The following is a 20,954-nucleotide window of genomic DNA, read 5'->3' as shown; positions in this document are numbered from 1 at the left end:
CCTTGCAGAATTTGGCGCTCTCGCGGTTCTCCGTCCCGCATTGGTCACACACCAAGGGCATATCAGCGGTCCGTCATGCCAGGCCCCGGGCGGCGAGCAGGGCCTTGAGCCTGCGCACTTCGTGCTCCAGGTCGATGATCAACGCCGCGGCGTCCAGCTCGACCCCGAAGTCGCGCTCGAGCCGACGCGCATCGAGCGCACACTGCAGGTCGGCGCTGTGGAAGCACCAGTCGTCCGGCCCTTCCGCCGGCCCGCGGACCTGGATGATGCCGACCTCGACCAACTGAATCACCCAGCCGAGCTCGGCCCCGCAGGCATGCGCCAGCTCGTGCGCGCGCAGCGGGTGGCTGCTGCCGAGCGCGGTACTGGCAATCGAAGGGTTGGCCATGTCGTCACACTCCCAGATGGCGGCGCGGGTCGAAGGGGGCGGCCTGCGCCAGTTGCTCGTAGGCCTTGCGGGCAGCGGCGGTGTCGGCCGGGGGCAGGGCGATCTCCAGCAGCAGGTACAGGTCGCCCGGCGGGTGGCCCGCCAGCCCGCGCTCCTTGAGCCGCAGCTTCAGTCCGTTGCGCGCGTTCGGCGGCACCTTGACTTCGACCACGCCACCACCGGGCGTCGGCACCTGGACCTGCGCGCCCAGCGCCGCCTCGCTCGGTGTCACGGGCAGGGTCATGTAGAGGTCGCGGTTCTCGATGCGGTAGAGGCGGTGGGGTGCGATCCGTACCTCCAGGTACAGGTCACCCGCCGGCTCGCCGCCGTGGCCGGGCATGCCCTGGCCGGCCAGGCGGATGTACTGGCCCGGATGCACGCCGGGCGGGATCTTCACGCTCAGGGTGCGGGTCTCCCACCGGGGCGGGCCCGCATCGTCGAGGACCTGTGAGCGCAGCGTGATCTCCCGCTCGCCGCCGCGGATCGCGTCTTCCAGGGCGATCTCGATGGCGGCGTGGTGGTCCTCGCCGCGTGCGCGGTACTGGCGGCGCTGGGCGCCGCGCCGCTCGGCCGCGCCGAAGAGCGAGGAGAAGAACTCGCTGAAGTCGGCATGGTCGGCCGGGCCCTGGCCTGGTCCGCGGTGGAACTCGAAGCCTTCGTCCCAGCCCGGCGGCGGATGGAAGCCCTCGCCCGGCCGGCCGCCGGCGTGGCGGCCCTGAGCGACCTGCGCGGCCAGCGCGTCGTAGGCGGCGCGCTTTTCCTTGTCGCGCAGCACGTCGTTGGCCTCGTTGATCTCGCGCATGCGCTGGTCGGCGTCGGGCTCCTTGCTGACGTCCGGGTGGTACTTGCGCGCCAGCTTGCGGTAGGCCTTCCGGATGTCCTCTTCCGAAGCGGTGCGCTCGACGCCGAGCGCCTGGTAGTAGTCCTTGAAGTCCATGCTGGAACGATCGATGGGGGGAGCCGCTCAGGCCAGGGCCGCAGCGTCACCCGAATGTTGCAGGAGAGGCCTCGCCGCCCATGTAGGACCGCTTCGCTCGAAACGCAAGGGTTGGGCGTTGCCCAGCACGTCCGGGTCCGCGGGCACGCCGAGTGCGGCCGCCAGGACGTGCAGCGAACCGCCGTGCGCCACGATCAGCACCGGCGCGGGATGCGCCAGCGCCGCGGCCAGCGCCATCCGCTTGCGTGCAACGAACTGCGGCAGTGTTTCCCCGCCCTCCGGCTCGCAGGCCCAGTCCAGATTGGCGGAGGAGGTGCCGATCAGCGCGCCGAAGTGGCGCTCGCGCAGGCCTTCGAAGGGCATCGGTTCGAGACGCAATCCGGTGGCCACCGCGTGGGCGGTCTGGAAGGCGCGTCGCGCGTCGCTGCAGACCACGCTGCGGATCGCTTCCCCGGCCAGGCGCTCGGCGGCCCGCGTGGCCTGCGCGAGGCCGATGGCGCTCAGGGGCGTGTCGACGGACTGGAAGATGCGCTTCGCGTTGCCTTCGGTCTGCCCGTGGCGAAGGAAGTAGAAATGGTCGCAGTCCGGAGCCAAGGGCTCGGCAGCGGCCAGGCGGATCAGTTGGGCAAGACCTTCGTTCATCGCGTTCTTTCTCATCGGCGGTCGGAACAGGCCGCCTTCTTGCTGGGGGTTGACGGACATGTCTTGCGCGCCCGGCCGGCCACCGGCAGGCTCAGCCGCCGAAGCGGGCGTGGTACCAGGCGGCCGCCTGCATGCGCGAAGACAGGTCGAGCCGCTCGAGGATACGCGCGACGTGGCGCTTGACGGTGTGCGGGCTCAGGTCCAGGCCGCGCGCGATCAGCTTGTTGCTCTGCCCGTCGGCCAGCAGCGCGAGGACCTCGAGCTCCCGGGCGCTGAGCCCGGCGTCGTGGGCCGCGGCTGCGTGCGGCGCGGCCTGCGCGCCGGCCTTGAACTGCCTGGCGATCTCGAGCCAGCGGCGCAAGCTGGCCAGTCCTTCCCTGGGCGCGGCAGTGCCCCAGGAGGCGACCAGCAGCGCATTCAGCACAGGCGCGCCCGCGCCCAGGATCTGGCCCACATTGCCACTGGCCGCGACACGCTCGATCAACGGCGCCAGCGCTTGCCAGGCGGCCGCGGGTGAGCCGGCGGCGAGTTCGGCCAGCGCCAGCCGTGTTCGCACCGTGGCATCGAGGGTGTTGGTGTCGAGCTCGGTCGAGCTTGCTGCCAGCTCTCGGAACATTGCCAGGGCCTCGCCGGTGCGTCCGTCATGAAAGGCCAACTGCGCCTTGACGTTGCGGATGAACACCCGCATGCCGGGATTCTCCTGGCCGCTCTCGAGGTGCAGCGCGGGCAGGTGCGCGCGCACGACGGGCCAGTCCTCGATGGCGGCGGAGGACCTCACGACGACGGCCAGGAAGGTCAGCGGCATATCGCTGGAACGGTCCAGCAAGGCCGCCTGCGCGGCGATGGCGTCGCAGCTCTCGCGCACGGCATTCCTGTCGTCGCAGATCACCTGGACCATGACCTTCAAGGTGAGCAGCCGGATGCGCAAGCCCGCGGGCTGGCCCAGCCATTGGGAGTCCTCTTCGATCCGCCGCAGCGCCAGCTCCAGCTCGGGGAACCTGCCTTGCCAAAGCAGCAGCCAGGCTTCCACCAGACTCGCGCTGGCTTGCAGCGACCAGTGCCCCTCGCCGGTGGCGGCCCTGGCGCCCTGGACCAGGCGCTGGATCTCCGCGCTCACGCCGGGGCGGCTGATCATCAGGTTGATGCGCGTCATGCAGCGGAACCACAGTTCGGCACTGCCGCCTCGCATCAGCAGCTTGACCACCTGGGCCAGGCGCCGGCCGGGGCCCTCGACCGGTCCGCTGTAAGCCTCGTACCAGAAGTCGAGGAGCTCGGCGAGCGTCTCGGTCTCGAGGTCCATCGGTTGCGAGCGAACCACCTGGCCCAGGCTTCGGGCTTCCTCCATCTCGCCGCAGAAGATCGCGGCCAGTGCCTGCATCGCTCTGGCGCGTTGGGCGTCCTCGTGGCGACCCAGGCCGTCGAAGCCGGTGACGGCCTGCGCCATGGCCGAACGCACCGACCCGTACCGGTAGTCCGACCAGGCACACCAGCCACGGATGTACGCCAGCACGGGTGATCGCGCCTGGACGTCGGCGGGAAACTGTTCGATCAGCCGGATGATCTGGCTGCCTTTGCTGTCCGTCAGCAGGTCGGCGGTGGCCTCGATCAGCCCCTCCTGCGCCTCGTCCCAGGCACCCGCGCGCAAGTACATGACCGTGCGGCGCACGGGGTCTGCCGCGCCCCGGGCCGCCAGGCGCAACAGCGCCGGCACCTCTTGCGGATGGAGCCGGCGCAGGCGCTCCTCCAGGAAATCGCGGAAAAGGTCGTGCAGGCGCAAGGTCAGTTCCTCGCCGTCGAGCACGGAGACGAACAGCCGCCGGCGTTCCACGTCCTCCAGAAGCTCGGCCGCGCGCGGATTGCCGCTGATCTGCAGGCAGCGCGACACGCTGAGCTCGGGCAGCAGGGAGCAGCGAAGGAGAAAGTCCTGCAGTTCGTCCGGCAGCTCTTCGAAGACCTCGCTGGCCAGGTAGTCGAAAAGGTGGCGCCGGCTGTGCCAGATGCCCTTGGGCACTTGTGCTTCGGCCGAACCCTTCGACGCTTCGAGGCTGAGGCAAAGCCCGGCCGCCCAGCCCTGCGTCCGGTCGAGCAGGCGCGTGGCCTGTTCGGTGTCGTCCTGGCCGGTGGCATGGCGCAACAGATCCTGCACCTCCGACCTGGAGAAGCGCAGCGCCGTCTCGTCGAACTCGGCGACTTCGCGCCGTGCGCGCCACCGCCAAAGCGCCAAAGGCGGCTCCAGCCGGGTCGCGATGACGAGCGTCCAGTTCTGCGGCAGGCCTTCCAGCAGGTGGTCCAGGAACTCGAACACGCGGGCGTCGGCCACGGCATGCAGGTCATCCAGCACGATCACGCCGCTGCGCGTGTCGGTGGCTTCGAGCGTGTTGAGCAGCGCGGAAGCCGCCTCCCGCAGCAGGCCCTGGGCCAGGAGCTCCAACAGCGCCTCGGGGGCCAGGCGCCAGGGCGGGTCCAGGGGCTCCAGCGCCTCGATCAGATGGGTGAGAAAGCGCTGGAGATCGTCCTCTTCGTCCGCGGTGAGCCATGCGACGGCGCAGCCGGGAGGCAACTGCTGCAGCTGGCCTGACAGCGTGGCCGTCTTTCCGTAGCCCGCCGGCGCCACCAGCAGCACCAGACGCTGGCTCGCCAGCGCTTCGCCCAGGCGCTGACCGAGTTCGGTGCGCTCGATCAATCCCTTGCGAAAACGGGGTGCCTGGATCTTGGCTCTGGCAAGGCTGATGGTTTGCATCGCGAAACGGCAATATCGCCGTGGATTGGCCGGCGCCTCAGCCGCCGAAGCGTGCACGATACCAGGCGGCCGCCTGCATCCGCGACGCCAGTTCGAGCCGGTCGAGGATGCGTGCGACATGCCGCTTGACGGTGTGCGGACTCAGGTCCAGCGCGCGTGCGATCAGCTTGTTGCTCTGGCCGCCGGCCAGCAGCGCAAGGACTTCGAGTTCGCGGGCGCTCAGGCCCGCGTCCTTGTCGGCCGGCACGCGCACGGGCGATTGGCCGCTTTTTTCCTTGAACTGCCGTGCGACGCCGACCCATTCGCGAAGCCTGGCGAGCCCGGTCTCGGAGGCGGCCGATCCCCACGGGGCGTGGGCCAGGGCGCTCAGCGCCTGCACACCGGTCGCCAGGAGCTGTCCGACGTTGCCGCTGGACGCCGTCTGCTCGATCAAGGGTTCCAGCGCCCGCCACGCTGCCGCCGGTGAACCAGCGGCCAGCTCCGCGAGCGCCAGGCGCGATCGGACCATGCCGGTGACCACGGCCATGCCCGCGATCGCCGGGCTTTCGGCCAGTTCGCGCAGCATCGCCAGGGCGCGCGCCAGGTCTCCTTCGTGCAGAGCCAGCTGGGCCTGGATCGCGCGCAACACCACCGGCACGATGTGCGCGCTTCCTTGATCCGCGCTCTCGAGCAGGGGCAACTGGGCCTGGACGGTCTGCCAATCCCCCACGGCCACGAGCGCGCGCAGCGAGAACCCCAGCATCACCGCCGGCAGTTCGCTCGAACGGTCCAGCCGGGCCACCTGCGCCGACAGCGCCCAATGGCTGGCCCGGACGCCTTCCTTGTCATCGAGCATCACCTGGTACGTCAGCCTCACGCTGATCAGCCGGGCCTGCAGGCTCGCCGGCTCGCCCAGCCAGCGCAGATCTTCTTCGGTGCGCTGGAGGGCCGACTCCAGCTCGGCGAGCCGGCCCTGCCACAGGAACATCCAGGATTCGGTGAGATTCGCCATGGCCTGCAGCGACGCGTGTCCCTCGTCCGCGACCGTTCGTGCGCCACGGATCATGCGCTCGACCTGGGCGTTCACCCCCGCGCGCGTGAACAGCAGGCCCACGTTGGTCATGCAACGCGACCACAGCTCTGCGCTGGCGCCCTCCGCCAGCAGGTCCACCAGCTTGGCAAGCCGGCGGCCGGCGCCGTCGGAGGGACGGTAGGCTTCGTGCCAGTAGTCGACCAGTTGGACGATGGTTTCCGTCTCCAGGTCCAGGGGCCGGTCACGCAGGGACAGCGCCAGATTCCTGGCGCCCTCCGGGTCGCCGCAGAAGACCATGGCCAGCGCCTGCATGGCCCGCGCGCGCTGTGCGTCCTTCTGCCGTCCCAGCGCCTCGAACGCCGCCGCGGCGTGTTCCATCTCCGCGCGTACCGTCGCATATTGGTCCTGTCGCCAGACACGCAGGCCGCGGGCGTAGGCGAGCAGGGGCGATTGCTTCCGGATGTCCTCGGGAAATTGCTCGATGATGCGCGCCAGCTGCGCGCCTTCATCGGAGGCGAGCATGTCGGGCGCCGCGTCGGCCAGGCTCTGCTGCGCTTCGTCCCAGGCGCCCGCGCCCAGGTACATGAGCGTGCGCCGCACCGGGTCCTCCCCCTGCGCCGCGCGGCGCAGCAGTTCCGGCAGTTCCGTTGGATGTTCGCGGCGCAGGCGCTCCTCCAGGAAGTCGCGGAACAGGTCGTGCATGCGCAGCGTCAGCTGCTCGCCGTCGAGCACGGAGACGAACAGCCTGCGCCGCTCGATCTCGTCGAGCAGATCGGCCGCACGCGGGTTGCCGCTGACTTGCGCGCAGCGCCTGGCCGTCAGCTCGGACAGCAGGGAGCATCGAAGAAGGAAGGTACGCAGCTCGGGCGGCAGATCTTCGAAGACTTCCTTCGCGAGGTATTCGAACAGGCGGCGCCGGTTCTGCCAGGTGCTGGCCGGGGCAGGGGAGCCGGCCTTGCGGGACGTTTCGATACTCAGGCACAGGCCGGCGGCCCAGCCCCGCGTGCGCTCGTGCAGCCGGCCCGCGGCCTCGGGTTCGTCGCTGCCGTTGACGTGGCGCCAGAGGCTTTGCACCTCCGTGCTGGAGAAGCTCAGGGCCGTTTCGTCGAATTCCGCCAGTTCGCGGCGCGAGCGCCAACGGCTCAAGGTCAGGGGCGGCTCGACCCGTGTCGCGATGGCCAGTGTCCAGTGCTGCGGCAGGCCTTCCAGAAGGTGGCCCAGGAATTCGAAGGCGCGGGCATCGCCCACCGCATGCAGATCGTCCAGCACGATGACGCCGCCGGCCGGCGTGTCCGTGGCCTCCAGCGCGCCGAGCAAGGCCGATGCCGCCTCGCGCACGCGGTTCTGCGCCACCAGTTCGAGGAAGGCCTCCGGCGCCAGGCGCCAGGGCGGATCGAGCGGTTCCAGCGCTTCGATCAAATGGGACAGAAGCCGCGGGAGATCGTCGTCCCCGTCCGCGGTGACCCATGCGACCGCGCAGCCTTCGGGCAGGCGCTGCAACTGGCGAGACAGCGCGGCCGTCTTGCCGTAACCCGCCGGTGCGACGAGCAGGACCAGGCGCCGTGTGAGAAGTGCATCGCCGAGTCGCTGCTCGAGTTCACTGCGCTCGATCAGGCCGCCTCGGAAGAGAGGCGCCTGGATCTTGGCCTGGACGACGCTGGCGGAGTGCATGGACTGTGCAATATAGACCTGCGGTGAGCGGCCACGCAACGACGGCGGGCGCCCCGGCTTCAGCTGCCGACGCGTGCGTGGTACCAGGCGGCCGCCTGCATGCGCGAATCCAGGTCGAGCCGGTCGAGGATGCGTGCCACGTGCCGCTTGACGGTGTGCGGGCTCAGGTCCAGGGCGCGCGCGATCAGCTTGTTGCTCAGGCCCTGGGCCAACAGGGCCAGCACCTCGAGCTCCCGTTCGCTCAGGCCCTCGTGATGGGCTTCGGCAGCGCGCGGGAGCGACTGCACGGCGGTCTTGAAGCTGCGCGCGGTCTCCACCCATCGGCGCAGCACGTCCAGGCCTTCGCCCGGCGCGGCATGGCCCCAGGCGGCCAGCGACAGCTCGCTCAGGCTCTGCACGCCCGTGATCAGAACCTGGCCGACGTCGCCGCTGGCCTGTACCCGCTCGATCAAGGGGGCCAGTGCGCGCCAGGCGGCGGCCGGTGAGCCGCCAGCCAGTTCGGCCAGCGCCAGCCGCGTCCGTACCGTGGCGTCCAGGCAGTTCGAATCGAGCAGGGCGGATGTCTGCGCGAGATCGCGAAGTTCGGCCAGCGCCTCGTCGAGGCGCCCTTCGCGCAACGCCAACTGCGCGTGAAGGGTGCGGATGAACATCCGCAGGCGGGGGTTCTCGCGTGCCTTGAAATCGAGCGAAGGCAGGCGCATGCGCACGGCCGCCCAGTCGCCGATGGCCGCGGAGGCCCTCACGACGATGGAAAGAAATGTCAACGGCTGGTCGCCGGCCTGATCCAGCAGGGCCGCCTGCGCAGCGATGAGATCGCCGGTCGCGCACGCGGCGTCCCTGTCGTCGCAGGCCACCTGGTAGTTGACCTTCAGTCCCAGCAGTTGGGTGCGCAGCGCCTCGGGCTGGCCCAGCCAGCGGGCGTCTTCCTCGATCTTCTGGAACGTGGCCTTCAGCTCCTGGAGCCTGCATCGCCAGAGCAGCAGCCAGCCTTCCATCACGTTCACCGTGGCCTGCAGGGACCAGTGGCCGTCGCCGGCGGCTGTCCTGGCGCGGTCGACCAGGCGCTGGAGCTGCGGGCTCACGCCGGGGCGGCTGATGAACATGTAGACGCGGGGAATGCAACGCAGCCACAGTTCGGCGCTTCCCCTGCGCGTCAGCAGATCGACCAGCTTGCCCAGGTGCTCGCCGGGGCCGTCCACCGGGCCGTGATGGCCTTCGTACCAGAAGTCGAGCAGTTCGCTGAGCGCCTCGGTTTCGAGATCCATGGGCCGGGCGCGAACCTCCTGGCTCAGGCGAAGGGATTCGACCATTTGTCCGCAGAAGAACATGCCCAGCGCCTGCATCGCGCGGGCGCGCTGCGCCTCGTCCTGCCGGCCGGCTGCGTCGAAGCCTGCAGCGGCCTGCGCCATGGCCGATCTCGCGGTGCCGTACTGGTAGTGCGGCCAGGCGCACAGACCACGGGCATAGGCCAGGAAGGGCGAGACGGCCCGGATGTCGGCGGGAAATTGCTCGATCAGGCGGATCACCTGGGATTCTTCGTCCAGGTCCAGCAGCGCCGGCGCCGCCTCGGCCAGGCACTGCTGCGCTTCTTCCCATGCGCCGACGCGCAGGAGCAGGAGCGTCTGGCGAATCGGGTCGGCCTCATCGCGGGCGGCCTGGCGCAGCAGCGTGGGCATCTTCTGCGGATGGAGCCGGCGCAGGCGCTCCTCCAGGAAGTCGCGAAAGAGTTCGTGCAGGCGCAGGGTCAGCGTGTCGGAGTCGAGCACGGTGACGAACAGCCGCCGGCGTTCGATCTCCTCGAGCAGTTCGGCTGCGCGCGGGTTGCCGCTGACGCGCTCGCAGCGCGGCGCCGTGAGTTCGGGAAGCAGGGCGCAGTGCAGCAGAAAGTCCTGCAACTCGTCCGGCAGGTCTTCGAAAACTTCGGTGGCGAGGTAGTCGAACAGGTGACGGCGGTTGTGCCAGGTGCCCTTGAGCACCAGGGGGGCCGCCGAGGCCTTGAACGATTGGAGGCTCAGGCACAGGCCGGCAGGCCAGCCCTGGGTGCGGTCGAGCAGGCGCAAGGCTTGCTCGGGATCATCCCGTCCCGTCGCCAGGCGCCAGAGGTCCTGCACTTCCGTCCTGGAAAAGCCAAGGGCGGCTTCGTCGAACTCGGCGATCTCGCGCCTTGCGCGCCAGCGCCAAAGCGCCAACGGCGGTTCCACGCGCGCGGCGATCACCAGCGTCCAGTTCTGCGGGAGGCCTTCGAGCACATGGTCGAGGAATTCGAAGACCCGCACGTCCGCGACGGCATGCAGGTCGTCCAGCACGATCAGGCCGCGGGTCACGCCGGTGGCTTCGAGGGTGCCGGCCAGGGTCATGGCCATTTCGCGCAGCCGGCCTTGCGCGACCTGTTCGAGAAAAGCCTCGCGCGCCAGCCGCCAGGGCGGGTCGAGCGGTTCCAGCGCTTCGATGAGGTGCGAGAGCAGGCGCGGGAGATCGTCCTCCTCGTCGGCCGTGACCCAGGCCACGTCGTAACCCGCAGGCAGACGTTCCAACTGCCGCGACAGAGCGGCCGTCTTGCCGTAGCCCGCCGGTGCCACGAGCAGCACCAGGCGGTGATCGGCCAGGGCACTGCCGAGCTGCTGCTCGAGTTCGCTACGCTCGATCAGGCTGCTGCGAAAGCGCGGCGTCTGGATCTTGGCTCTGGCGAAGCTGGCGAGGCTGACGGGATGCATGGCATCGCGACGAAGTCGTTTCAACCGCCGAAGCGCTCGCGGTACCAGGCCGCAGCCTGCATGCGCGAGGCCAGGTCGAGCCGGTCGAGGACGCGCGCCACGTGGCGCTTGACGGTGTGGGGACTGAGGTCCAAGGCCCGGGCGATCAGCTTGTTGCTCTGGCTGTCGGCCACGAGCGCGAGAACTTCGAGTTCCCGTGCACTCAGGCCGGCGTCGCGGGCTGCCGACGCGCGCGGTGCGGCCTCGTGCGCACCCGCCTTGACCCGCCGCGCGATGTCGATCCATTGCTGCAAGGTCGCCAGCCCTTCTTCGGACGCCGCACCGCGCCAAGAAGCACGCGACAGCTCGGTCAGGCCTTGCACACCCGTGCCCAGGACCTGGCCGACGTTGCCGCTGGCGCCCACCCGTTTGATCAAGGGCTCCAGCGCTTGCCAGGCGGCCCCTGGTGAACCGACGGCGAGCTCGGCGAGCGCAAGGCGTGTCCGCACCGTGGCGTCCAGGTAAGTCGTGTCGAGCTGGGCCGATCTCTGCACCAACTCGCGAAGTGTTGCAAGGGCTTCGTCCATTCGCCCTTCCTGCAATGCGAGCTGCGCGTGGATGGTACGGATGAGCATCTGCATGCTCGGATTCTCTCGGCCTTCCTCGACGCGCAGCGAAGGCAGGTGCTTGCGCACCGCCTGCCAGTCTCCGATCGCGGCCGAGGCCATCACGAGCACGGCCAGAAACGCCAGAGGAAGGTAGCCGGATTGCTTCATCGACCATCCCTGCGCAACGATGGCGTCGCGTGTGGCACGCACGGCATCCGTCTCGTCGCAGCTCACCTGGTACATCACTTTCAGCGTCAGCAGCCTGATGCGCAAGGCGGGAGGCTGGCCCAGCCAATGGGAATCTTCTTCGATCCTCTGGAGCGCCGCCGCCAGCTCCGTGAACCGGCCCTGCCAGAGAAGCAGCCAGCCTTCCATCAGGTTGACGTTGGCCTGCAAGGACCCATGCCCGTCGCCTGCGGCAACCCGCGCACCTTGAAGAAGGCGTTGGATCTGGACGCTCATGCCGGGGCGGCTGATGAAGATGCCGAGGCGGGGTATGCAGCGAGACCACAGTTCGGCGCTGGGCTCCTGCAGCAGCAGGTCGACCATCCTGGCCAGATGGCGGGCCGGGCCGTCCGCAGGGCCGTGGTGGGCCGTGTACCAGAAGTCGAGCAGTTCGGTGAGCGTCTCCGTCTCGCGCTCCATCGGCTCGGCGCGTACAGCCCGGCTCAGGCGATGGGCTTCATCCATCTGCCCGCAGAAGAACATCGCCAGTGCCTGCATCGCCCTGGCGCGCTGAGCGTCGGCGTGGCGCCCGACGGCATTGAAGCCCGCCGCAGCCTGTGTCATGGCCGAACGCACCGCGCCGTAGTGATAGTCCGGCCAGGCGCACAGGCCGCGGACATAGGCCAGGAAGGGGGAGTCGGCCTGGATCGCGGCGGGGAACTGCTCGATCAGGCGGATCACCTGGGCGCCGTTGTCCAGGCCGAGCGCCTCCGGCGTCACCGAGACAAGGTTCTGCTGTGCCTCGTCCCATGCGCCTGCACGCAGGTACAGGAGCGTGCGGCGCCAAGGGTCGGCCTCGCCCTGCGCGGCCAGGCGCAGCAGCGCCGGCACTTCGGCGGGACAAAGACGACGCAGGCGCTCTTCCAGGAAGTCGCGGAAGAGATCGTGCAGACGCAGCGTCAGGTCGTCGCTGTCCAGGACGGAGGTGAAGAGCCGGCGGCGCTCGATGTCCTCCAGCAGTTCCGCCGCGCGCGGGTTGCCGCTGATCTGTGCGCAGCGTGCCGCCGTGAGTTCGAAAAGCAGTGAGCAACGCATCAGAAAGACCTGCAGCTCGGCCGGCAGGTCTTCGAGGACTTCGGTGGCCAGGTAGTCGAACAGATGGCGGCGGTTGTGCCAGACGCTCGTCGGCACCTGGGCGGTCGATCGACGCGACGCTTCGAGGCTCAGGCAGAGTCCGGCTGCCCAGCCCTGGGTTCGCTCGAACAGGCGCTGAGCCTGGTCAGGGTCGTCCTGGCCGATCGCATGGCGCCATAGTTTCTGCACTTCACTCCTGGAAAAGGCCAGGGCCGTCTCGTCGAATTCGGCGATTTCCCGGCGTGCACGCCAGCGCCCCAGCGCCAGCGGCGGCTCCACGCGTGTGGCAATCACCAGTGTCCAGTTCTGCGGCAAGCGCTCCAAAACGAGGTCCAGGAACTCGAAGACGCGGGCGTCCACGATGGCGTGCAGGTCGTCCAGCACGATCAAACCCTTCGACGCAGCGGTGGCTTCGAGGGTGACGACCAGGGCGGTCGCTGCCTCCCGGACCCGGCCCTGGCCCGCCAGCTCCTGAAAGGCCTCGGGTGCCAGGCGCCATGGGGGGTCCAGGGGTTCCAGTGCTTCGATCAGGTAGAAGAGGAATCGCTGGAGGTCGTCTTCCTCGTCGGCCGTGACCCATGCCACGGCGCAGCCGGCAGGCAGACGTTCGAGCTGCAGCGACAGGGCGGCCGTCTTGCCGTAGCCCGCCGGTGCCACGAGCAGCGCCAGGCGGTGATCGGTCAAGGCCTCGCCGAGCTGGTTTTCAAGTTCGCTGCGCCCGATCAGGCCGCTGCGGAAGCGTGGTGCTCGAACCTTGGCTCTGGCGAGGCCGACGGATTGCATGGTGCGTCCGAACGATTCGGCAGTGTCAAACGCCGAAACGCTTTCGGTACCAATCGGCAGCCTGCATGCGCGAGGCCAGGTCGAGCCGGTCGAGGATGCGTGCGACGTGCCGTTTGACGGTGTGCGGGCTCAGGTCCAGGGCGCGCGCGATCAGCTTGTTGCTCTGGCCGTCGGCCAGCAGGGCGAGGACTTCGAGCTCCCGATCGCTGAGGCCGGCGTCGTTGGCGGCCAGGGCACGTGGTTCCACGAGTGCGTCGACCTTGAACTGTCGTGCGCGTTCCGCCCAGCGGCGCAGAAGGGCGAGGCCTTCCACGGGCGCGGCATCGCCCCAGGGCGCGAGCGACAGTTCGGTCAGGCACGGCACCCCCGCGCCCAGGATCTGGCCAATGCCGCCGCTGGCCGAGACGCGCTCGATCAGGGGCTGCAGCGCATGCCAGGCGTTTGCCGCTGAACCAGCGGCGAGCTCGGCCAGCGCCCATCGGGTCCGGACAAAGGTGTCGAGGAACATCATGTCGATCTGGGCGGATCGCGTCGCCAGTTCGCGGAGTATCTGCAGGGCCTCGTCGACGCGTCCGGCGTGCAGGGCCAGGGACGCCTCGACGCTGCGGACGAGCGACTGCATGTAGGGATACTGATGGCCGAACTCGGCTTGAAGCACCGGCAGATGCAGGTGCACGGTGGACCAATCTTCGATGACCACCGAGGTCCTTGCGACGATGCCAAGAGATGCAATGGACAGATCGCTGACCCGGCCCAGCAATTCGGCCTGCGCCGCGATGGCCTTGCATGTCGCGCGCACGCCCTCCCTGTCGTCGCACAACAGCTGCCAGTAGGACTTCAGCGTCAGCAGCCGGAGGCGCGAGCCGGTGGACTGGCCTTGCCAGCGGGAGTCTTCTTCGAGTCTTTGAAACGCGGCCCCTACCTCGGGGATGCTGCCCTGCCACAGCAGCAGCCAGGCTTCCATGAGGTTGGCATGGGTCTGCAGGGACCAGTGGCCGTCGCCTGCCGCTGTCCTGGCGTGAGGGAGCAGGCGCCGAATCTGGGCCACCACTCCCGGACGTCCCAGAAAAGCGTTGACGCGGGGCATGCAGCGTGACCACAACTCGGCGCTGCCCCCCTGCAGAAGGAGGTCGACCATCCGGGCAAGATGCAGGCCGGGGCCATCGATCGGGCCGTGATGCCCCTCGTACCAGAAATCGAGCAACTCGCTCAGAGTCTCGGTCTCCAGGTCCATGGCCTGGGCGCGAACCGCCTGGCTCAGGCGCCGGGCATTGTCCACATCGCCGGAGAAGAACATGGCCAGCGCCTGCATCGCCCGTGCACGCTGGGCGTCGTGGTGCCGTCCCATGGCGTCGAAGCCCTTCGCGGATTCAGTCATCGCCGTGCGCACGGCACCATACCGGTAATGCGGCCAGGCACACAGGCCACGGGCATAAGCGAGGAACGGGGAGCCCTCCTGGATGGCGGCCGGAAACTGCTCGATGATGCGGATCAACTGGGCACCCTCGTCCAGGGCCAGCATGCCCGGCGTCGCATCGGCCACGCTCTGCTGCGCTTCGTCCCAGGCGCCTGCGCGCAAGTACATCAGCGTGCGGCGCACCATATCGGTCTCGCCTCGGGCTGCCAATCTCAGCAGCGCCGGCATCTCCTCGGGATGAAGCTGGCGCAGCCGCTCCTCCAGGAAGTCGCGGAACAGGTCGTGCAGCCGCAGCGTCAGCTCCTCGCTGTCGAGCACGGAGGTGAACAGCCGGCGGCGCTCGATGTCCTCGAGCCATTCGGCCGCGCGCGGATCGCCGCTGACCTCCTGGCAGCGCTGCACCGTGAGTTCGGGCAGCAAAGAACAGCGCAGGAGGAACGCCTGCAACTCCTGCGGCAGATGCTCGAGGACCTCGGTGGCCAGGTAGTCGAACAGGTGGCGGCGGCTTTGCCAGATGCTTTTCGGCGCGGTCACGGCCGATCGTTCCGGCGCCTCCAGGCTCAGGCAGAGGCCGGCGGCCCAGCCCTGGGTGCGGTCGAGCAGGCGCTGGGCCTGATCGGGATCGTCTTCGCCGGTGACGTGGCGGCACAGCGCCTGCACTTCCTTTCTGGAGAAGCCCAGGATCGTCTCGTCGAACTCGGCCATCTCGCGGCGCGCACGCCAGCGCCCCAGGGTCAGCGGCGGCTCCACGCGCGCGGCCATCACCACCGTCCAGTTCGCGGGCAGATCTTCGAGCAGGTGGTTCAGGAAGTCGAAGACCTGGCCGTCCGCGACGGCGTGCAGGTCGTCCAGCACGATCAAGCCGCCGTCTGGCGCGTCGGTGGCTTCGAGCGTGCCGGCCAGCGCGGACGCCGCCTCGCGCAGCCGGCGGTGGGTTGCCAGCTCGAACACGGCTTCGGGCGCCAGGCGCCAGGGCGGATCCAGCGGCTCCAGCGCCTCGATGAGGTGGGAGAGAAAGCGTTGAAGATCGTCCGCCTCGTCCGCCGTGAGCCAGGCGATGGCGCGGCCTGGAGGCAGCTGCTGAAGCTGGCGTGACAGCGCGGCCGTCTTGCCGTAACCGGCGGGTGCCACGAGCAGGACCACGCGCCGGGTCGCCAGCGCCTGCCCGAGTTGCTGCTCGAGCTCGCCGCGTTCGATCAGTCCCGCGCGAAAGCGGGGCGCCTGGATCTTGGCTCTGGCAAGGCTGACGGAATGCATGGCGCTCTCGGTGCTGCGCTTCAATCGCCGAAGCGCGCGCGGTACCAGGCGGCAGCCTGCATGCGCGAGGCCAGGTCGAGCCGCTCGAGGATGCGTGCGACGTGGCGCTTGACGGTGTGCGGGCTGAGATCCAGGGTTCGGGCGATCAGCTTGTTGCTCTTGCTCTTGGCCACGAGCGCGAGAACTTCGAGTTCTCGTGCACTGAGGCCGGCATCCTGGACGGCCGCCGCGTGCGGCGGGGCCTCCCGCACACCTGCCTTGATTCGCCGCGCGATCTCCACCCATTGCCGCAAGGCTGCCCGTCCTTCTTCGGGCGCCGCACCGCGCCAGGAGGCGAGCGACAGTTCGGTCAGGCTTTGCACGCCCGTGCCGAGGACCTGGCCCACATTGCCACTGGCCCGAACCCGTTCGACCAAGGGCGACAGCGCCTGCCAGGCTGCTTCGGGTGAGCCACGGGCGAGCTCGGCGAGCGCAAGCCGTGTCCGCACGGTGGCGTCGAGGTAAGTCGAGTCGACCAGGGCCGATGTCTCGACCAGCTCACGCAGCGTCGCAAGGGCCTCGTCGATGCGCCCTTCATGCAATGCGAGCTGCGCGTGGATGGTCCGTATGGGCATCTGCAGGCTCGGATTTCCAAGGGCTTCCTCGACGCGAAGCGCGGGGAGGTGCATGCGCACGGCCTGCCAATCTTCGATGGCGCAACAGGCCATGACCAGCATGACCAGAAATGCCAGCGGAACATAGCCGGACTGCTTCATCGAGGAGGTGTGCGCCACGATCGCGTCGTGTGTGGCGCGCACGGCTTGCGTGTCGTCGCAGGTCACCTGGTACATGACCTTCAGCGCCAGCAGCCTGATGGACAAGGCGTGGGACTGGCCCAGCCAATCGGCATCTTCTTCGATCCTCTGGAGCGCCGCCGTCAGCTCCGTGATCCTGCCCTGCCAGAGAAGCAGCCAGCCTTCCATCAGGTTGGCATTGGCCTGCAAGTACCAGTTCGCAGCGCCTGCGGCGGTCCTGGCGCCTTCAAGGAAGCGCCGGATCTGGACGGTCATGCCCGGACGGCTGATCAGGATGCCCAGGCGGGGTATGCAGCGAGACCACAGTTCGGCGCTCGCTCCCTGCAGCAGGTCGACCATCCTTGCCAGATGGCGGGCGGGTCCCTCCTCGGGGCCATGGTGGCCTGTGTACCAGAAGTCGAACAGCTCGCCGAGCGTCTCCGTCTCCTGGTCCAGGGGTCCGGTGCGGACAGCCTGGCTCAACCGAAAGGCCTCCTCCATCTGTCCGCAGAAGAGCGTGGCCAAGGCCTGCATCGCTCTTGCACGCCGGGCGTCGTCGGGCCGCCCGGCGGCATCGAAGCCCGCCACGGCCTGTGCCATGTCCGACCGCACCGCGCCATACGCGTAATTCGGCCAGCCACACAGGCCGCGGGCGTAGGCCAGGAAGGGGGAGTTGGCCTGGATCGCTGCAGGGAACTGCTCGATCAGGCGCATCACCTGGGCGCCGTTGTCCAGGCCGAGCATGTCCGGCGTCGCCGAGGCCAGGTTCTGCTGTGCTTCGTCCCATGCGCCTGCACGCAGGTACAGGAGCGTGCGGCGCCAAGGGTCGGCCTCGCCCTGCGCGGCCAGGCGCAGCAGCGCCGGCACTTCGTCGGGACAAAGACGGCGCAGGCGCTCTTCCAGGAAGTCGCGGAAGAGATCGTGCAGACGCAGCGTCAGGTCGTCGCTGTCCAGGACGGAGGTGAAGAGCCGGCGACGCTCGATGTCCTCCAGCAGTTCCGCCGCGCGCGGGTTGCCGCTGATCTGTGCGCAGCGTGCCGCCGTGAGTTCGGAAAGCAGTGAGCAACGCATCAGAAAGACCTGCAGCTCGGCCGGCAGGTCGCCCAGGACCTCGGTGGCCAGGTAGTCGAACAGATGGCGGCGGTCGTGCAAGACGCCCGTCGGCACCTGGGCGGCCGATCGACGCGACGCTTCGAGGCTCAGGCAAAGTCCGGCCGCCCAGCCCTGGGTTCGCTCGAACAGGCGCTGAGCCTGGTCAGGGTCGTCCTGGCCGATCGCATGGCGCCAGAGATCCTGCACTTCGTGCCTGGAAAAGGCCAGGGCTGTCTCGTCGAATTCCGCCAGTTCGCGGCGTGCACGCCAGCGCCCCAGCGCCAGCGGCGGCTCGACACGTGTGGCCATGACCAGCGTCCAGTTCTGCGGCAAGCGCTCGAGCACGTGGTCCAGGAACTCGAAGACGCGGGCGTCGGCGATGGCGTGCATGTCGTCCAGCACGATCACACCCTCCGACGCGGCGGTGGCTTCGAGGGTGACGACCACGGCGGCCGCTGCCTCCCGCACCCGGCCCTGGCCCGCCAGCTCCTGAAAGGCCTCGGGTGCCAGGCGCCACGGGGGGTCCAGGGGTTCCAGTGCTTCGATCAGGTAGGAGAGGAATCGCTGGAGATCGTCTTCCTCGTCGGCGGTGAGCCAGGCGACCGCACGGCCTGCGGGCAAGCGCTCGAGCTGGCGCGACAGCGCCGCCGTCTTGCCGTAGCCTGCCGGCGCCACGAGCAGGACCAGCCGCGCGCTCGCCAGCGCTTCGCCGAACTGCTCTTCCAGCGCGGTGCGCGCGATCAGACCGCTGCGGAAGCGCGGCATCCGGATCTTGGCGCTGCGCAGGAATGGCATGGTGCGTGCGGACGGCTCTTGGCTCCAGCGAGGCGGGCGGAATCGATACGAAGGGGACTATATCCATGTACACCAAGGTTTGCGAGCTGGCGCCCAGGGTTTCCGGAAGCGCCGGCCGCCGCCGGCGAGCCGGGTTGTTCGAGGCGGCGGCCTCAGGTTTTCAACCCCCGTGGCGTGCGCGGTACCAGGCGGCCGCCTGCATGCGCGAGTCCACACCGAGCCGGTCGAGGATGCGCGCGACGTGGCGCTTGACCGTGTGCGGGCTGAGGTCCAGGGCGCGTGCGATGACTTTGTTGCTCTGGCCACCGGCCAGCAAGGCAAGGACTTCGAGCTCCCGATGGCTCAGGCCGGCGTCGTCGGCGGCTTCATCGCGCGGCATGACCTGCACGGCGGCCCTGAAGCTACGCGCGGTCTCCACCCATCGGCGCAGGACGGCCAGCCCTTCGCTGGGCGCGGCCTGGCCCCAAGGGGCGAGCGACAGCTCGGTCAGGGTCTGCAGACCCATGACCAGGACCTGGCCCACGTTGCCGCTGGCCCGCACCCGCTCGATCAAGGGCACCAGCGCTTGCCAGGCAGCGCTCGGCGAGCCATCGGCCAGCTCGGCCAGCGCCAGATGTGTCCGGACCGTGGCATCGAGGCTGTTGGTGTCGACCGAGGCCGAGCTTGTCGCCAGCTCGCGCAGCGCCGTGAGGGCCTCGCCGATGCGTCCGTCGTGCAACGCCAACTGCGCCTTGAAACAGCGAAGGACCATCTGCATGCCGGGGTTGTCATGCCCCACCCGGTGGTCGAGTGCGGGCACGTGCATGCGCACAGTCGGCCAGTCGCCGATGGCTGCCGAGGTCTTCACGATGGTCCCGAGAAAGATCAGGGCGAGTTCGCTGCCGCGGTCGAGCAAGGCCGCATGCGCGGCGATGGCGTCGCGGGTCGTGCGCACCGCATCCTTGTCGTCGCAGATCACCTGGTAGTAGATCTTCAGTGTCAGCAGGCGAATGCGCAGACCCGCAGGCTGGCCCAGCCACTGGGAATCTTCTTCGATGTTCTGCAACGCCACCCGCAGTTCGGCGAGCCTGCCTTGCCAGAGAAACAGCCAGGCTTCCATGAGGTTCGCGCTCGCCTGCAGCGACCAATGTCCCTCGCCCGCAGCCGCCCTGGCGCCGTACACGAGGCGCTGGATCTGCGTGCTCACGCCGGGGCGGCTGATGACCATGTTGATGCGGGGCATGCAGCGAAGCCACAGTTCCGCACTTCCCGCCCGCGCGAGCAGGTCGACCATCCTGGCAAGGTGCTCGCCGGGCCCGCCTGACGGACCGTGCCGGGTCTCGTACCAGAAGTCGAGCAGTTCGCTGAGCGCCTCGGTTTCGAGGTCCATCGCGCCGGAGCGCACCACCTGGCTCTGGCGCCGGGCCTCCTCCATCTCGCCGCAGAAGAGCGTGGCCAGGGCCTGCATCGCGCGGGCGCGCTGGGCGTCGGCGGGGCGCTCCCGGGCGTCGAAGCCGATCGCCGCGTGCGCCATGGCCGAACGGACTGCGCCGTACTGGTAGTCCGGCCAGGCGCACCAGCCCCGGACGTAGGCCAGGACAGGTGACTGGGCCTGAATGTCAACTGGAAACTGCTCGACGAGCCGCATGATCTGGGCGCCCTTGTCGTCCGTCAGCATGGCGGGCGTCGCCTCGATCAGTCCCTGCTGCGCCTCGTCCCAGGCACCCGCGCGCAGGTACATGGCCGTGCGCCGCACCGGATCGGTCTCGCCCTGGGCGGCACAGCGCAGCAGCGCCGGCACGTCCGCGGGATGAAGCTGCCGCAGCCGCTCCTCCAGGAAGTCACGGAACAGGTCGTGCAGCCGCAAGGTCAGCTCCTCGCTGTCCAGCACCGAGGTGAACAGCCGGCGCCGCTCCAGGTCCTCCAGCAGTTCGGTCGCGCGCGGATTGCCGCTGATCTGCCGGCAGCGCGATACCGTGAGTTCGGGCAGCAGGGCGCAGCGAAGAAGAAACTCCTGCAGTTCGTCCGGCAGGTCTTGGAAAACTTCGTTCGCAAGGTATTCGAACAGGTGGCGGCGGTTGTGCAAGCTCGCCTTGTGGACCCGCGGTGCGGCCGCGCCCTTGGAGGCATCGAGGCTCAGGCAAAGGCCGGCAGCCCAGCCCTGGGTCCGGTCGAGCAGCTGCGCCGCCTGTTCAGGGTCATGCTGCCCGGTGGCGCCGCGTAACAGAGCCTGCACCTCCGTCATGGAAAAGCGCAGGATGGTCTCGTCGAACTCGGCCACTTCGCGCCGTGCGCGCCAGCGCCACAGCGCCAACGGCGGCTCCACCCTCGTCGAAATGGCGAGCGTCCAGTTCTGAGGCAGGCCGTTCAGCAGGTGGTCCAGGAACTCGAAGACGTGGGCGTCTGCGACGGCATGCAGGTCATCCAGCACGATCAAACCGCGGTCCGGCGTGTCGGTGGCTTCCAGCGTACTGGCGAGCGCGAAGGCCGCTTCGCGCAGGCGCCCCTGGGTGAGCAGGTCGAACAGGGCTTCGGGCGCCAGACGCCAGGGCGGATCCATCGGTTCCAGCGCTTCGACGAGGTGGGCGAGGAACCGCTGGAGATCGTCCTCTTCGTCCGCCGTGAGCCAGGCGAAGGCGCAGCCTGGAGGAAGCCGCAGGAGCTGGCGCGACAGCGCGGCCGTCTTGCCGTAGCCGGCGGGCGCCACGAGCAGGACCAGGCGCCGGTTCGTCAGCGCGTGGCCGAGCTGCTGCTCGAGCTCGCTGCGTTCGACCAGGCCCCTTCGGAAGCGGGGCACCTGGATCTTCGCTCTGGCGAGGCTGACGAACT

10 protein-coding genes are annotated in these 20,954 nt (G+C 69.1%); all 10 read right to left on the bottom strand.

Features of this window, described 5'->3' with window-relative positions:
• Positions 1-73: 73 nt before the first annotated feature.
• Entirely contained in the window at positions 74-388 is a 315-nt protein-coding gene (locus ABEA07_RS09740) for a chaperone modulator CbpM (RefSeq protein ID WP_345537488.1), read from the bottom strand.
• Between the two features lie 4 nt (positions 389-392).
• Positions 393-1,364, bottom strand: coding sequence for a DnaJ C-terminal domain-containing protein (locus tag ABEA07_RS09735; protein WP_345537487.1), 972 nt, complete (start codon positions 1,362-1,364; stop codon positions 393-395).
• A gap of 27 nt (positions 1,365-1,391) precedes the next feature.
• On the bottom strand, positions 1,392-2,006 hold the full coding sequence (locus tag ABEA07_RS09730; protein ID WP_345537485.1) for a histidine phosphatase family protein: 615 nt from the start codon (positions 2,004-2,006) through the stop codon (positions 1,392-1,394).
• A gap of 91 nt (positions 2,007-2,097) precedes the next feature.
• Complete coding sequence (locus ABEA07_RS09725; protein ID WP_345537484.1) at positions 2,098-4,746, bottom strand: helix-turn-helix transcriptional regulator; 2,649 nt, start codon at positions 4,744-4,746, stop codon at positions 2,098-2,100.
• A 37-nt stretch (positions 4,747-4,783) separates the two neighbouring features.
• Positions 4,784-7,429: a helix-turn-helix transcriptional regulator gene (locus ABEA07_RS09720; protein ID WP_345537483.1), complete on the bottom strand. Its 2,646-nt coding sequence runs from the start codon at positions 7,427-7,429 to the stop codon at positions 4,784-4,786.
• A gap of 59 nt (positions 7,430-7,488) precedes the next feature.
• Positions 7,489-10,143, bottom strand: a complete 2,655-nt coding sequence (locus ABEA07_RS09715; RefSeq protein WP_345537482.1) for a helix-turn-helix transcriptional regulator — start codon at positions 10,141-10,143, stop codon at positions 7,489-7,491.
• Between the two features lie 20 nt (positions 10,144-10,163).
• A complete protein-coding gene (locus tag ABEA07_RS09710) occupies positions 10,164-12,812 on the bottom strand; it encodes a winged helix-turn-helix domain-containing protein (protein WP_345537481.1) in 2,649 nt (882 codons plus the stop codon).
• A gap of 25 nt (positions 12,813-12,837) precedes the next feature.
• Positions 12,838-15,486 (bottom strand): winged helix-turn-helix domain-containing protein, encoded by a 2,649-nt coding sequence (locus ABEA07_RS09705; protein ID WP_345537480.1) that lies wholly within the window; start codon positions 15,484-15,486, stop codon positions 12,838-12,840.
• A 20-nt stretch (positions 15,487-15,506) separates the two neighbouring features.
• On the bottom strand, positions 15,507-18,146 hold the full coding sequence (locus ABEA07_RS09700; RefSeq protein WP_345537479.1) for a winged helix-turn-helix domain-containing protein: 2,640 nt from the start codon (positions 18,144-18,146) through the stop codon (positions 15,507-15,509).
• 160 nt (positions 18,147-18,306) lie between these two features.
• The gene (locus ABEA07_RS09695; RefSeq protein ID WP_345537478.1) at positions 18,307-20,922 is read right to left on the bottom strand and encodes a winged helix-turn-helix domain-containing protein; all 2,616 of its coding nucleotides are present in this window, start codon (positions 20,920-20,922) and stop codon (positions 18,307-18,309) included.
• Positions 20,923-20,954: the final 32 nt, after the last annotated feature.

It is taken from the genome of Variovorax defluvii (assembly GCF_039541515.1).
Lineage (GTDB): Bacteria > Pseudomonadota > Gammaproteobacteria > Burkholderiales > Burkholderiaceae_C > Variovorax > Variovorax defluvii.
The sequence above is the reverse complement of the archived record's forward strand: the minus strand, read 5'-3'. Positions and strand labels throughout refer to the sequence as shown.